This window comes from Mycobacterium sp. NTMscope_MAC_12 (assembly GCF_976985675.1).
In genome coordinates, this window is the sequence record NZ_CDRJYY010000001.1 from 3908152 (window position 1) to 3922441 (window position 14290).

15 protein-coding genes and 1 pseudogene are annotated in these 14290 nt (G+C 66.6%); 11 read left to right on the top strand and 5 right to left on the bottom strand.

The genetic code is table 11. The features are described 5' to 3' along the window. Positions 1 to 238 precede the first annotated feature (238 nt). The 4 genes from AC0KS4_RS17960 to AC0KS4_RS17975 are packed head-to-tail and all read left to right on the top strand — an operon-like array spanning position 239 to position 4664. On the top strand, positions 239 to 1447 hold the full coding sequence (locus AC0KS4_RS17960; protein WP_225326585.1) for an acetyl-CoA C-acetyltransferase: 1209 nt from the start codon (positions 239 to 241) through the stop codon (positions 1445 to 1447). Further along, the gene (locus AC0KS4_RS17965; protein ID WP_238956573.1) at positions 1444 to 2226 is read left to right on the top strand and encodes an enoyl-CoA hydratase/isomerase family protein; all 783 of its coding nucleotides are present in this window, start codon (positions 1444 to 1446) and stop codon (positions 2224 to 2226) included. The genes AC0KS4_RS17960 and AC0KS4_RS17965 overlap by 4 nt, the downstream gene beginning before the upstream one ends. Then, positions 2223 to 3368, top strand: a complete 1146-nt coding sequence (locus AC0KS4_RS17970) for a CaiB/BaiF CoA transferase family protein (RefSeq protein WP_238956574.1) — start codon at positions 2223 to 2225, stop codon at positions 3366 to 3368. Before AC0KS4_RS17965 ends, AC0KS4_RS17970 begins: the two co-directional genes overlap by 4 nt. After that, positions 3369 to 4664, top strand: coding sequence for an acyl-CoA dehydrogenase family protein (locus tag AC0KS4_RS17975; RefSeq protein ID WP_225326491.1), 1296 nt, complete (start codon positions 3369 to 3371; stop codon positions 4662 to 4664). It begins immediately after the preceding gene. Here AC0KS4_RS17975 and AC0KS4_RS17980 read toward each other — a convergent pair. Then, on the bottom strand, positions 4661 to 5335 hold the full coding sequence (locus AC0KS4_RS17980) for an MspA family porin (RefSeq protein ID WP_225326490.1): 675 nt from the start codon (positions 5333 to 5335) through the stop codon (positions 4661 to 4663). The two genes, AC0KS4_RS17975 and AC0KS4_RS17980, sit on opposite strands and share 4 nt — an antisense overlap. Positions 5336 to 5577: 242 nt before the next feature. Between AC0KS4_RS17980 and AC0KS4_RS17985 the strand changes: the two genes are divergently transcribed. Next, positions 5578 to 5772: a hypothetical protein gene (locus tag AC0KS4_RS17985; RefSeq protein ID WP_225326489.1), complete on the top strand. Its 195-nt coding sequence runs from the start codon at positions 5578 to 5580 to the stop codon at positions 5770 to 5772. A 12-nt stretch (positions 5773 to 5784) separates the two neighbouring features. On the opposite strand, the gene AC0KS4_RS17990 is transcribed toward AC0KS4_RS17985, so the two are convergent. From AC0KS4_RS17990 to AC0KS4_RS18005, 4 genes are all read right to left on the bottom strand, one after another. Next, entirely contained in the window at positions 5785 to 6744 is a 960-nt protein-coding gene (locus tag AC0KS4_RS17990; protein WP_238956575.1) for a phosphotransferase family protein, read from the bottom strand. Beyond that, complete coding sequence (locus tag AC0KS4_RS17995) at positions 6744 to 7541, bottom strand: SDR family NAD(P)-dependent oxidoreductase (RefSeq protein WP_225326487.1); 798 nt, start codon at positions 7539 to 7541, stop codon at positions 6744 to 6746. Before AC0KS4_RS17995 ends, AC0KS4_RS17990 begins: the two co-directional genes overlap by 1 nt. A gap of 61 nt (positions 7542 to 7602) precedes the next feature. Continuing rightward, a complete protein-coding gene (locus AC0KS4_RS18000; RefSeq protein ID WP_225326486.1) occupies positions 7603 to 8043 on the bottom strand; it encodes a DoxX family protein in 441 nt (146 codons plus the stop codon). Beyond that, entirely contained in the window at positions 8040 to 9047 is a 1008-nt protein-coding gene (locus AC0KS4_RS18005; RefSeq protein ID WP_238956576.1) for an alpha/beta fold hydrolase, read from the bottom strand. The genes AC0KS4_RS18000 and AC0KS4_RS18005 overlap by 4 nt, the downstream gene beginning before the upstream one ends. Position 9048: 1 nt before the next feature. Between AC0KS4_RS18005 and AC0KS4_RS18010 the strand changes: the two genes are divergently transcribed. The 6 genes and pseudogenes from AC0KS4_RS18010 (at position 9049) to AC0KS4_RS18035 (ending at position 14184) form a co-directional block, all read left to right on the top strand. Next, positions 9049 to 9372, top strand: coding sequence for a DMT family transporter (locus AC0KS4_RS18010; protein ID WP_225326584.1), 324 nt, complete (start codon positions 9049 to 9051; stop codon positions 9370 to 9372). Positions 9373 to 9416: 44 nt separating this feature from the next. Continuing rightward, a pseudogene (locus tag AC0KS4_RS18015) lies at positions 9417 to 10070 on the top strand (hypothetical protein); the annotation flags it as partial. Positions 10071 to 10086: 16 nt separating this feature from the next. Beyond that, positions 10087 to 10272 carry a hypothetical protein gene (locus AC0KS4_RS18020; RefSeq protein ID WP_225326484.1) on the top strand — a complete coding sequence of 62 codons (186 nt, stop codon included), beginning with the start codon at positions 10087 to 10089 and terminating at the stop codon, positions 10270 to 10272. A gap of 70 nt (positions 10273 to 10342) precedes the next feature. Beyond that, a complete protein-coding gene (locus tag AC0KS4_RS18025; RefSeq protein ID WP_225326483.1) occupies positions 10343 to 10768 on the top strand; it encodes a hypothetical protein in 426 nt (141 codons plus the stop codon). 192 nt (positions 10769 to 10960) lie between these two features. Continuing rightward, complete coding sequence (locus AC0KS4_RS18030) at positions 10961 to 11359, top strand: MmpS family transport accessory protein (RefSeq protein WP_225326582.1); 399 nt, start codon at positions 10961 to 10963, stop codon at positions 11357 to 11359. Further along, positions 11356 to 14184, top strand: coding sequence for an MMPL/RND family transporter (locus tag AC0KS4_RS18035; RefSeq protein WP_238956577.1), 2829 nt, complete (start codon positions 11356 to 11358; stop codon positions 14182 to 14184). The genes AC0KS4_RS18030 and AC0KS4_RS18035 overlap by 4 nt, the downstream gene beginning before the upstream one ends. Positions 14185 to 14290 lie beyond the last annotated feature (106 nt).

Consider the following 14290-nt stretch of genomic DNA (forward strand, 5'->3'; position numbering starts at 1 on the left):
ACGCCGATGCGTCGCGTCGCGAATAGCGCCGCGGCCCAAGGGCTTTACGCTCGCGGCGGCGCTGGCGCAACATCCGCCTCTTGGTCACGCCCCGCCACGACAGTGCCGATTGCCCGCGCCCTCGCGAAAATAGCTTCGCCAATTCGGAGAAGGTGGTTCTCCACACCCGAGAGACGAATTACGATCGCTGGTGACCTGAGCCGACCCACGACGATCGGAGTCCGCCATCGACGCCTGGATTCTCGACGCGGTACGCACGCCCCGCGGGCGGGGCCGCCCGGACGGTGGACTGCACGCGGTTCACCCGCAGGCCCTGTTCGCCCGCTGCCTCACCGCGTTGGCGGAACGGGCCGACTTCGATCCGGTCGACGTCGATGACGTGATCGCCGGGAACGGCATCCTCAGCGGGGACCACGGCGACGACATCGCCCGCCTGTCGGTCCTGTTGGCGGGCTGGCCGGAGGCCGTGCCGGGGATGACGTTGAGCCGGTTCTGCGGGTCGGGCCAGCAGGCCGTCACCGTCGCGGCGTCGGGCATCGCCGCCGGCAGTGAGGATTTGGTGATCGCCGGCGGCGTCGAGTCGATGTCGCGGTGGGGGGTGACGGCCGGAGTCCCGACGATCGACGGCAACAACCCCGATCTTCGTGCGGCGTACCCGACCGTCCCGCAAGGCATTTCGGCCGATCTGATCGCCACGCTGGAGGGATTCGGCCGCGAGGTCGTCGACGCCTACGCCGCGCAGAGCCAGAGCCGCGCCGCGGTGGCCATCGAGGAGCGGCGCTTCGATCGTTCCCTGGTCGACGTGACCACCCCCGACGGCCGCGTGGAGCGCGACGAGCACCCCCGCCCGGGCACCACCGCCGAGACGCTGTCGCGCCTCAAGCCGGCCTTCGAGGCGATGGGAACCGCCCGCGCCGACGGCGAGCAACGCACGTTCGACGAGATCTGCCTCGAGCGCTATCCCGGCCTCGACCACATCGAACACGTGCACCACGCGGGCAATTCGTCCGGCGTGGTCGACGGCGCCGCCGCCGTGCTCCTCGCCTCCTCCAACTGGATGCACACCCACCGGGCGACCCCGCGGGCGCAGATCCGGGCCACGGCGGCCATCGGCAGCGAACCGATCATCATGCTCACCGCGCCCGCCCCCGCGGCCCAGCGATGCCTGGAACGCGCCGGCATGACCGCGGCCGACATCGATCTGTGGGAGATCAACGAGGCCTTCGCCGCGGTCCCGCTCAAGACGATGCGCGATCTCGACATCGATCCCGACGTGGTCAACGTCAACGGCGGCGCGATCGCCCTCGGTCACCCGATCGGCGCCACCGGCGCCATGCTGATCGGCACGGTCCTCGATGAACTTGAACGTCGCGATCTGACAACGGGACTGGTGACCATGTGCACCGGCGGCGGGATGGGCACGGCGACGATCATCGAGCGGGTGTGACCATGCCCGCCACGCTGGAACTCGACCGGCCCGCCGACGGTGTCGCCGTCCTGCGTCTGAATCGCCCGCAGCGGCTCAACGCCATCAACGAGGCGATGCAGACCGAATTGCGTGCTCTCCTCGCGGATTTGGCCGGCGACGCCGCGGTGCGCGCCGTGGTGCTGACCGGCGCCGGACGCGGGTTTTGCGCGGGCATCGACGTGCGCGACTTCGGGCCGTCGATGCCCGAGGCCACCGCGCCGGCGCTGGAGCGGATGCGCTTGCAGGAGAGGATGGCCGCCCTCGCCGAGGCGGTGCGTGCCGTGCCGCAGCCCGTCATCGCCGCCGTCAACGGGCCCTGTGTCGGTGCGGGCCTGGCGCTATGCCTGGCCGCGGACATCCGAATCTGCTCGGCCGCCGCTACTTTCGGCAATGCCGCGATCCTGCTGGGGCTCTCGGGCGCCGAGATGGGCATGAGCTATCACCTGCCGCGCATCGTCGGCACCAGCGTGGCCGCCGATTGGATGCTCACCGGCCGCACGGTGTCGGCCGCCGAAGCCGATCGGCGCGGGCTGGTCAGCGAGGTCGTCGAGCCAAACGCACTGGCCGGCCGCGCGGTGGAGTTGGCCTCGTTGATCGCAGGCCACGCCCCGCTCGGAGCGCAACTGACCAAGCGAGCCCTGCAGGTCAACACCGACGCCGCGAGCTTCGAGTCGGCGCTGGAACTGGAGAACCGCAATCAGGTGATCACTCACGCGACCGACGAGGCGGCCGAACGCCGCAAGAAGTGGTCCTCATGACCGGACCCCTGCGCGGCGTCCGCATCGTCATGATGGGCGGGCTGGGGCCGGCACCGTTTTGCGGAATGCTGTTGGGCGACTTGGGCGCCGACGTCATCCGCGTCGACGCCCTGGCCGGCGTCGACGGCCCGCTGCCGATCGACTACACGGTCCGCCGCGGCCAGCGGTCACTGGCCGCCGACGTGAAGGATCCCCGTGGCCGGGACCTGGTTCACCGTTTGGCCGCCGGCGCCGACGCCTTCGTCGACGTGTACCGCCCGGGAGTGGCCGAACGCCTGGGCATCGGGCCGGACGCGCTGACCGAGCGCAACCCGCGCCTGGTCTACGCCCGCATGACCGGGTACGGGCAAGACGGCCCGCTGGCCGGTCACGCCGGTCACGACATCAACTACCTGGCCCTCACGGGCGCGTCGCACGCCATCGGCACCGCCGAATCGCCGGTCCCGCCGCTGAATCTGATCGGCGACTATGGCGGCGGCGGAATGCTTTTGGCGGTCGGCTTGCTCAGCGCGATCCTCGAGGCGCGCGAGTCCGGTGTGGGTCAGGTGCTCGACGTGGCGATGGTCGACGGCGTGGCGGCGCTGTTGGCGCCCTACTTCGGCATGCTGCCGGCCGGCACCTGGCGCGACGAACGCGAAGCCAACCTGCTCGACGGCGCCGCGCACTTCTACGGCGTCTACGCCACGGCCGACGGCGGTCACGTCGCCGTCGGCGCCATGGAGCCGAAGTTCTACGCCGAACTGTGCGATCGCCTCGGCGTCACCGTGCCCCATGACGACGACGCGCCGGCCGCCTGGGCCGCGCACCGCGCCACGCTGGCCGCCCGTTTCGCCGAGAAACCCCGCGACGAGTGGGAGCGGATCCTCGACACGCCGGGATGCTGTGCAACGCCGGTGCTTTCGCTGTCCGAGGCGCCGCGGCATCCGCACCACGTCGCGCGGCAGACCTTCGTCGAACTCGACGGCATCACCCAGCCCGCCCCGGCGCCGCGCTTCTCCCGCACGCGCCCGGCTACGCCGTCGGCCCCCGCGCTGCCGGGCGACCATACGCAAGCGCTGCTGCGCGAGGCCGGATTGAACACGCACACCATCGCCGAACTCGTCGACTCCGGCGTGGTGGCACAGAGCAAGAGGAGACGCTGAATGTCGTGGGACTTCTCCACCGACCCGGAATGGGCCGAGCAACTGGAATGGGTCGAAGGCTTCGTCCGTGAAGAATGCGAGCCGATCGACCTGATTGTCAAGGAGTCTCACGACCTGGGCGATCCGGTGCGCCAGGCGCTGATCCCGCCGCTGCAGGAGATCGTCAAGGAGCGCGGGCTGTGGGCCACGCACCTCGGCCCGCACCTGGGCGGTCCGGGCTACGGCCAGGTGAAACTCGCGCTGCTCAACGAGATTCTCGGGCGTTCGGAATGCGCGCCGATCGTCTTCGGCTCACAAGCGCCCGACTCCGGCAACAGCGAAATCCTGGCGCACTACGGCACACCCGAGCTCAAGGCGCGCTACCTCGAGCCGCTGCTGGACAACCGCATCATTTCCTGTTTCTCGATGACCGAGCCGCAGGGCGGCGCCGACCCGAAGGTGTTTCGCACCACCGCGGTGCAAGACGGTGATCACTGGATCATCAACGGGGAGAAGTGGTTCTCGTCGTTCGCCTCCATGGCGTCATTCCTCATCGTGATGGCGATGACCGACCCCGACGCGCCGCCGTACGAGCGCTACTCGATGTTCGTCGTTCCCGGAGACACCCCCGGCATCAACGTGCTGCGCGACGTGGGACTGGGCTACCAGCCCCCGGGCGGCGGACGCGAGGGTTATGTTCGTTACGAAAACGTGCGCGTCCCAGCCGATCACATGTTGGGCCCGCGCGGCGGGGCCTTCGTCGTCGCGCAGACCCGCCTGGGCGGCGGGCGCATTCACCACGCGATGCGCACCGTGGGGTTGGTCCGCCGCATCTTCGACATGATCTGCGAGCGCGCGGCGTCGCGCTACACCCAGGGCGAGGTGCTGGCCAACAAGCAACTCGTGCAGGAGATGGTCGCGGACTCGTGGATGGAGATCGAGGCCTTCCGGCTGCTGACCCTGCAAACCGCTTGGAAGATCGATCAATTCAACGACTACAAGGCCGTCCGGGCCGACATCTCGGCGGTCAAGGCGATGATGCAGAAGGTGCTGCACGACGTCTCCTCGCGGGCGCTCCAGTTGCACGGGTCGCTGGGCACCACCCACGAGATGCCCTTCGTGCAGTACCTGGTGGAGTCGTTCGTGCTCGGGCTGGCCGACGGTCCGACCGAGGTGCACAAGGTCACGCTGGCCCGGCTGTTGCTGAAGGACCGCAAGCCCGCGCCCGACCTGTTTCCCTCCGAGCATTTGCTGCGGCTGCGCGCGGCGGCGGAGGCGAAGTTCGCCGACAAGCTAGCGGGTATCCCCCGCGGCTAAACCGCTTTCGTGACGCCCACGTAGGACAGCACCACGTCGGAGAGGTCGGTCTGGCGGGTCAACACCGCATAGGAGCGGATGAACGACTGGCCCACACAGCCGTCGATCTTGACGTGGAAATTGCTGATCATCACCCAGGGATTCGCGCCCCTGAACTGCTTCTTGATCACCGGCACCACGATCACCAGCCCGGGCTTGAGTCCCACGCTCATCGCGCCGTTGATGGGCGTCGAGACGAATGGCAGCAGGGCCGGCAGCGTGCCGGTGGTGTCGAAGGTCGGGGTGACACCCGGGATGATGCCGGCGCCGCCCTCCATGATCACACCGTTGGAGGTGCTCATGTCGATCCCGCAGCCGATCTGGTAGCCCACCTCGAGGACGCCGTGGGGCTCTTCGGATCCTCCTCTGAGCGAACCGACGAAGATGCCACCGGACACGTATTCGCGCGACGAGATCGCGGTGGTCAACGGTGCCACGGGAACCTGCATTTCGTCCCGTGCGCCCACTCCCAGGGTCCACCCGTCAGGGGTGTTGAGGATCGCGGGGGGATTCGAGGGCACCACGCCCCCGCCCGGGGCCGCCGCGTCGGGAGGAGCGGGGCCCAGTTGGGGTTCGGAATCGGCCGCGGGCGCCGCGATCACCGAGATGGCGAGGCAAACGGCGATAGCCATGGCACGACGGACGACGCTGGCTACCGGCCTCACGGACGAAACCGTACGCAGGGTCCGGTTCGGGACACGAAATTTGCTGGCCGGCAATCCACATTTGTTGCTCGTTCGTGACTGTTATGCAATGTAGAATCGGCAGTAGCGTCTCGACAATCTCCAGTATTCGCCTGAATGACGGAGAGGTGGCGATGATTTCTCGCAGGTGCGCTCGCCTACTGGTCGCGGGTTCAATGACCCTTGCAGCGTTGACCGGCGGCACCGGCACGGCGCTCGCTTCTCCGGACCCCGGCCAGCAGCCCGACATCCCGGCGATCGACGAATGGCCGATCCAGTTCCCGACCACGTTGACGAACCCGTTCGACGATGATGAAAACGAACTGTCGACCACCGGCGGCGGTGTCGGAATGGTCTGCCAAAATCTCGGGGCCCACTGCGGCTGATCAGCTACCCCGTCAGTCCAGCACCGAGTCTGCGCGCGCCAGCAACCGCGGCAAAGTGGCTGCCATCGCTTCCAATTCGGCCCGCGGCGATCGCCTTCGGCGATTGTGCTTGACGATCAGCGACCATGTCGCCACCGATTTGTAGCACGCCAACGCGGTGAACCAGCCCAAATCGGGGACCTCGCAACCTAACTCGCGCCGATAGAGCTCGGCGAGTTCGGCGGTCGGCGGCGCCGTGCCGTCCGGCACCGGAACCCTGCGGTAGGTGTCCGGGTCGCAGTTGATCAGGAACCAGCCCGCATCGATGCGCGGATCGCCGATCGACCAGATCTCCCAATCGATGACCGCGTTGACCCGCGTCCCGGTGGCGAGCAGATTGCCCAGCCGAAAGTCGCCGTGTACCACGCGGGGCGCCATCGCGCCTGGCGCGCAATCCAATAGGGCGTCGCGCACCGTCGGCCAGCCGGGCGCCAGCGCCGGGTCGACGGTGCGCAGCGTGTCGGACCAGCGGTGGACTTCGGCGACCGGGTCGACGACGGGTTCATCGCCCAGCCCGAGCTCGTTCGGCGAAAGGCGGTGCAGCGCGGCCATGGCCCGGCACGCATTCCGGTACCGGTCAGTCAGGCCGTCCAAGGGCGTGCATCCGTCGAAGAGTGGTTCGACACAGTCGCCGTCGACCCGGGACATGACATATAGCGGCGGCGCGTCCGGGGGATTTCCCGGGTCCTCCCGCAGCACGTCGGGAACCGGAACACTGGTCGCGGCAAGGGCTTTGAGGACGCGCGCCTGGCGCAGCACGTCGCGATGTGCGACGGGTTCCACGCCCGGCGGAGCGACCTTGACCACCACGCGCCTGCCATCCAGGTCGCCGCCGAACGTCAGGCTCGAGGCGCCCCCGGACAGTGGGGCGACGTCCGTGACGCCCGCATCGGCGAGGCGAGCGCGCAGTTCCGCCAGATCGAGCTCGGCCATCAACCCGCCGGTGCGGTCCAGCCGACTTCGGCGAGGAAGGGCTGGGTGTGGGCGATGCGCCCGGTCAGGGTCTTGGGATCGCCCGTGCACAACCGGAACGCGGTTTCGGTGATCAGGGCGATGTCTTCAGTGTCGGTCTTGGCCAGGTCGAGGGTGCCGGCGCCGGGGGTGGCGACGGGGTTGGACGGGGCGGCGGCGTTGACGGCGATCCCGTCGTCGTACAGCTCTGCCGCAAGGCTTTTCGTCAACCGATTGAGCGCGGCCTTGGCCGTCCCGTAGATGCCGAAGCCTGCGGTCCGGTCGAACTCGGAGAACGGCGGTCCGGCCGGCAGGTCGCCGCCCACCGAGGTGAGGTTCAGGATCCAGCCGCGCCCGCGCTCGCGCATCGCGGGGATGGCCAGCTGGCACAGATGCAGCGGGCCGAGCACGTGCATCTCCATCATCAGCCGGGCGCGCCGCTCGGGAAACCCGTCGAGGGGCCGCAGGAAGGTCACGGCGGCGTTGTTCACCAGCATGTCCGGTGCGCCGACGGCGCCGGCCACCTCGGCGAAAAGCCGTTCGCGGTCCTCGGCTTGGGACAGATCCGCTTGCACCGCAATGGCTTTCCCGCCGGCGGCCACGATCTCGTCGCGCGTCTGGCTCAGCGAGCCTTGGTATTTGGGGTCGGGGTCCATCGTGCGGGCGGTCAGCGCCACCGTGGCTCCGCGTTCGGCCAGCCGCGCGGCAATCGCCTTGCCCAGGCCCCGGCTGCTTCCTGTGACGAGAGCCACCATCCCGTCACAGCGCCGCACGCTCATCGTCGACCTCCTCCGCAGCCGCCCAGCGTCGGAAACGGCTTCTCCGTATCAGAGAATGCCATTATCGCCGGGTGAGGGGAAGCCTCCTGCCGCGCAGCGCGTCGATCGAATAGGCGCCCCCGCCGGTGAACACCAGCAGGAAGAACGCGAAGCAGAAGAGGATCGACAGCGCTCCGCCGTTGCCACCCGGTGGGTCGGCGACGGGCCAGAGGGCCAGGGGCTGATGGATCCAGAAGTAGGCGACCGCCATTTCCCCCGACGCGATGAACGCGGCGGTGCGCGTGAACATCCCGGCGGCGACGAGCAGACCGGCGACGATCTCGATCAGTCCGGCATACCAGCCGGGCCAGGACCCGAACTCCACGACGACCGGCGAGTGGACGGGCCAATTGAGGAGGCTCCTCGACCCGTAGGCGGCGAAGAGCAGACCGTAGACGAGGCGAAACGCGCTCAGCACGGCCGGAGCGTGACGGGCCAGGCGGCGGTCGAGGCCCTTCGTCACGATCCGCACACCACGGTCGCGGTCCAATCCAGCAGTCGCCGCCACAGCCGGTGCCTGCTCGACGCCATGTTGTGGCAGTGCGCGCTGTCGGCCAACACCACGGTGGTGATGTCGGGGCAACTCCGGTACAGGCCCGCCTCGGCGCGGGGATCCGGTGAGACATCGACGACGCCGAAACCGAGAAGCACCGGGACATCGATCCGCGCCGCGTGCTCGGCCACGACACCGGGGATCATCGCCGTGCCGAACACCCGCGGCACGACCGACTTGGCGGTGACGGAGTCGGCGGCGACGACGGCCGCAGGAACGTCGGCGAGGTGAAACCAGCTCTGCAGATGCTCGCGGGGGCCCTCGAAATACGGCTGCGGCAAGGCGGAGAGGATCTCCTGGGCGAGCTCGGCGCGGCCTTGCGGGGACCCGGCGCGGGCGATGAATGCCGCATCCAGATTCAGCGGCGCGACGTGCTGATTGGTGCATCCGAGAATCGCCATGCCGGAGTAGCTGGGGTACAGCGCTTGCTGGGTGAGGGCGAGGTATCCGCCCAGCGAATGCGCCACGGCCACCGGCGGCGCGTCGACGCCGATGGTGTCAGGCAGAGCGCGGACGGCACGGGCCAGCGCGGCGGCGATGTCGGCGAAATCGAAATCACGGACCGGTTGTGAGCTTGCGCCGGTGCCCAAGGGATCGATCGTCACGACCGCGTAGCCGTCCTCGGTGGCGAATTCGGCGAAGCTGTACCCGTCATGGCCGGGAATGTCGAGGTCCCAGTACTCGCGGCTGTAGGTGCCCCCCGGCAAGCAGACGAGCACCGCGGTCGCCGCGCGTGTGCGCGCGGGGTAATAGGTTGCCGCCAGAGCTGCCCGTTCGCCGATCGCGTCGCTGACGTCAAGGCTCAACACGTGAGCGGGAAACGCCATCGCACGCAACTCCTTTCCGAACGGCCGCCGCGCCAGGGTGATCAGTCTGTCAGGTTCGCCTTGCGCGCGGCTAGCGTTGTCGGGCATGTTGACCTACCTGTACCTGCTCGGCGCGATCTTCGCGGAAGTGGTGGCGACCAGCCTGCTCAAGAGCACCGAAGGTTTCTCCCGGCTCTGGCCGACCGTGGTGTGCCTGACCGGTTACGCCATCTCGTTCGCGCTGTTGGCGGTGTCGATTTCGCGCGGCATGCAGACCGACGTCGCCTACGCGTTGTGGTCGGCCATCGGCACGGCGCTCATCGTGCTGATCGCCGTGCTGTTCCTGGGATCGTCGCTGTCGCCGACCAAGGTCGTCGGTGTCGGTCTGATCATCGCCGGCGTCGTCACGCTGAATTTGAGTGGCGCCCACTGAGGGCGGCAGCCAGGATCGGCCCAACGACTCGTGGCAGGAGAACAGTGATATTCCGATTCCGTGGCCTTGTCCTCGTCCCGTTGACCGTGGCGCTGGCAATGCTGCTCGCTCCGTGCGCCTCGGCCGACGCCTACACCGACGAACTGGTGGCCAGGTTCAACTCCGAGACGCATGTGGTGACCGACCCCGGGGCGAGGCCGCCGCTGCAGAACGTCGACGAACTGAATCGACAGATCCTCGCCGGCCCGTGGGCGTGGAGCGGCCAGGCGCCGATCTGGGTGGCGGCGGTGGCGCCCGGTAACAGCGGTGTGACCACCGCGGATGCCATCCACGCCGTCATGTTGGGGCGGGATCCGAAATTCAGCGGGGTGATCGTCGTCATCGACTCGCACGGCTATCACGTGCGTGCCTACCAGGTGCCCAAGGTCATTGCGGACAGCGTCGATGGATTGATGAATCAGTCGGCCGCCGATCATGGACCCGACCCGTACGCGACGACGAGTGCGTTCGTCAGCAAGCTGGCCGGTATCCGCGTCCCCGCCGACGCGCCGGTGGCAACCTCGCCCGTCGCCCACGAGAAGCACGACGACTGGGCCTGGCTGAAGGTGATGCTGGTCATTTCCGGCATCGCCGTGGCGATGGCCGGACTGCTCTGGTTCGTCGTGCGCCGAAATCGCAAGCACCGCAATGCCATCGACAAGTGAGGTTTTCCGAATGAGTACGGACAAGATCAATCGCGGCATCCTGCTCGCCATGGTGCTGATCGGGGCGATCGCCTACGGCCTGCTGTACAGCCACGCCTCGATCATCTTCAAGCTACTCGTGCCGCTCGCCCTGCTCTTCCTGCTGGGATTGGTCGTCCGCGACGTGATCAAGGACCGCGACTCCGGAAAACATTGACGCCCCTGTTCATTGGCTGGGGTAGCGTTCTTCACGAGTTTCGTTGGTCCGAGGCAGCAAGGACTGGAGAATGAGTTCAGCGTTATATGGTCTGCTGACCGCCGTCAGCCTCGCGCTGGCGTTGATCGTGGCGGCCGTCGCTGCCGTGCACGTAAACCGCTTGGAGCGCCGTACGACCACTCCGGTCAGCGAAGAAATCGGGAGCGCCAAAGCGGTTCTGCACAAGGTGCGTAAAGGCGAACCGATGTCGCAGGACGAGTTGGACTACGCAAAGCAAGTGGTTGCCGACCGCGGATCGTTGATGACCCTGTGCATCCCCGGCGCGTTGTTCATGTTGAGCTGCTTTTTCGTCTTCGGCAGCCTCTATCACCTGCATGGAGCGACGCCGTCCGAGCGGACCTTCCTCGGAGTGATCCCCATGCTGACCTCGACGAACCTGGCGATTCAGATTCGCCGCAGCGCCCGGTTGCGGCGGCGGCTGAAGAAAGTGGCCTGAGGCAAGACAAGACCGGGTTGCGGTGTTCCTGGCCTTTGCACCATGATGTGTCAATTGAGCACATGACCGTCTACTATTTGACGGGCGCGAGGGCGAGAGCGGAGGGCACAAACACGATGTCCGGTCCGGGTCGCGAGAGGTGATCGAGTGAGCCCTCGTTCAGCCGGCAGGACTGCGCTGGCGCGGATCTGGATGCCGTTGGTCGCCGTCGTCGCGATCGGCATGGGTCTGCTGTGCATGTACAAGGTGCATCAGTTCTCCGAACCGGAGCCGGTCATCACCGTCAACGGTCCGCAGGCACCCGAGGAGTTCAATCTCAAGCGGATCACCTATGAGGTGTTCGGCTCCGCCGGGCAAGGCGGGAAGCTCGTCTACGTCGACATCGACGGCCATCCGCATCAGGTAGACATCACGACCCTGCCGTGGACCCACACGGAGACCACCACGCTCACGGTGGCGTCCGGCAGCATCTCGGTGCACGTTCATGGCGGTCAGGTCGGGTGTCGAATGCTGGTGGACGGCGTTATCCGCGACGAACAATCGGGCGACCATCAGGACGCCGACGTCCAGTGCAGGGTGAAGTCGGCATGACCGGGCATCGCCTCGACGAGCCCCGGGTCAAGCGTCCTTTCATCCCCAAAATGGTCCGCGCCCTTGCGATTCCGATCATCTTCTTCTGGGGCCTTCTTGCGGTCACCACGAATACCTTTATGCCCCAAGTGGAACGGGTCGCAGAAGAGCTCGCCGGGCCGATGGTCCCGCACTACGCACCCTCGCAGCGGTCGCTGCTGCACATCGGCGAAAAGTTCCACGAATCCGACTCGACGAACTTGACCATGGTCGTGTTCGAGGCGAACCGGCGACTGGGCGACCAGGATCACCGCTACTACGACGATTTGATGCGCCGCCTGCAGAACGACACCAAGCACGTGCAATACGTGATGGATTTGTGGGGCAAACCATTCACCGCGGCCGGGGCGCAAAGCGTCGATGGCAAGTGCACCTATGTGCTGCTTCGGCTCGCCGGCGACATCGGCCAGATTCAGGCCAACCAGTCCGTGGACGCCGTGCGCGACATCATCAAAAAGGACACGCCGCCACCCGGGCTCAAGGTCTACGTCAGCGGCGCGGCCCCCCTGGCCGCCGACACCCTCGCCATCGCCAATGCCAGCCTGAACAACGTCACGATCGTCACGATCATCCTCATCGTCGTGATGCTGCTGCTGGTGTACCGAACCCCGTCAACCCTGCTGGTGCCCTTGCTCGGCGTCCTCATCGAAATGCTGGTCGCCAAGGGGGTTGTCTCGACCCTCGGCCATTACGGATACATCGAATTGTCGTCGTTCGCGGTGAACATCGTCATCGCGCTGACCCTGGGGGCGGGGACCGACTACGGCATCTTCCTGATGGGCCGATATCACGAGGCGCGACAGGCCGGCGAAAGCCGGGAGGATAGTTTCTACATCGCCTATAAGGGCGTGGCGCCCATCATCATCGGGTCTGGGCTGACGATCGCCGGCGCCTGCTACTGCTTGACGTTCGCGCGGCTGAACTACTTCCACACCATGGGACCGGCGGTCGCGATCACCATGTTGTTCACCATCGCCGCGGCGATGACGTTGGGTCCGGCGGTGTTGACCGTCGGCAGCCTCTTCGGGATGTTCGATCCGAGAACCAACGTCCACGGGCGGCTCTATCGGCGCATCGGCGCGAGCGTCGTGCGTTGGCCGGTGCCGATCCTGGTGGCCAGTTCCGCCGTCGTCATGCTCGGCGCGATCTTTGTGCCGAGCTACCGGCAGAACTACGACGACCGGCAGTACCAACCGGCCGGTGCGCCTGCGAATCTCGGCTTCCAGGCCGCCGATCGGCATTTCCCGAAGAGCAAGCTGTTCTCCGAGATGTTGATGGTCGAGACCGATCACGATATGCGCAACTCGGCCGACTTCATCTCGTTGGACCGGGTCGCCAGGGCCCTGATCCGGCTGCATGGCGTGGCGATGGTGCAAGGGATGACGCGGCCCTTGGGCCGTGCGCTCGAGCACGCCAGCATTCCCTACCTGTTCACCACGCAGGGCAGCGGCAACGGCCAACAACTCCCGTTCAACAGGGAGCAGAATTCCAACACCGATGCGCAGGCCGAGATCCAGGCGCACTCAGTCGCGGTGTTGCGAAAGGAGATCGGCTTTTTCCAGAAGGTCTCCGACGAACTGCACCAGACGGTGCTCACCGTCGAGGACCTGAAAAGGGTCAGCAACGAGATGAACGAGGAAGTCTCGAATCTGGACGATTTCTTCCGTCCGATCAAGAGCTACTTCTATTGGGAGAAGCACTGTTTCGACATCCCCATCTGCTGGGCGTTCCGATCGTTGTGGGACACGATCGATCACATCGACCACCTGGCCGAAGATATCGACAAAGCCGAAATTTCCCTCGCAGAAGTGGATAAGGCCTTCCCGCAGATCATCGCCCAACTGAAGGCCACCGCTGACGACACCGAGGCGCTGCAATTGAAGTTGGTCAACAGTTACGGGTCGGCGGATCTGCAGTCCATCCAAACCGACCAGACGTTCGACGACCTGATCAACGTCGGCAACGACTTCGACAAGTCCCGCAGCGACGACTTCTTCTACATCCCGCACGAGGCCTTCGACAACGAGGACCTCAAGGCCGGCATGAAGCTGATGATGTCGCCCGACGGCAAGGCCGCCCGCTTCATCGTCACCCACGAGGGCGACGCGATGGGCCCCGAGGGGGTGGAGCATGTCGAACAGTTCCCCGACGCGATCAAGACGCTCCTGAAAGAGACGTCGCTGGCCGGCGCCCGGGTCTACATCGGGGGCTCGGGCTCCAACGACAAGGACATCAAGCAGTACGCGATGTCGGATCTGCTGATCGCGGCGATCGCGGCATTCGTGCTGATCTTCTTGATCATGATGTTCATCACCCGAAGTCTGGTGGCGGCCTTGGTGATTCCCGGCACGGTGGCCTTCTCCTACGCCGGGGCGTTCGGCCTGTCCATCCTCTTTTGGCAGCACCTCGTCGGATTGCACCTGCACTGGCTCGTCCTACCGCTGACGTTCATCATCCTGGTGGCCGTCGGGTCGGACTACAACCTGCTGCTGATCAACAGGGTCAAGGAGGAACTGCACGGCGGCATTCACACGGGTCTCATCCGCGCGCTCGGCAGCACCGGGGGCGTGGTGACGTCCGCGGGTCTGGTGTTCGCGTTCACCATGCTGGCCATGCTCACCAGCGATCTGCGAACCATCGGTCAGGTGGGCTCCACCGTGTGCATCGGCCTGCTGCTCGACACCCTGATCGTGCGTTCGTTCGTCGTGCCGTGCATCCTGCGCATCCTCGGACCGTGGTTCTGGTGGCCGACGCTGGTGCGTACTCACCCGCTGCCGCAGCGCTGAGCCCCACCGACAAGCGCTACCTGAAAATCTGATAAGAGAGCGCATTTGACGACGGGCATAATCGTGGCGTGACAGCCACCGCGGCGATCGCGCCGTCACGGACTCC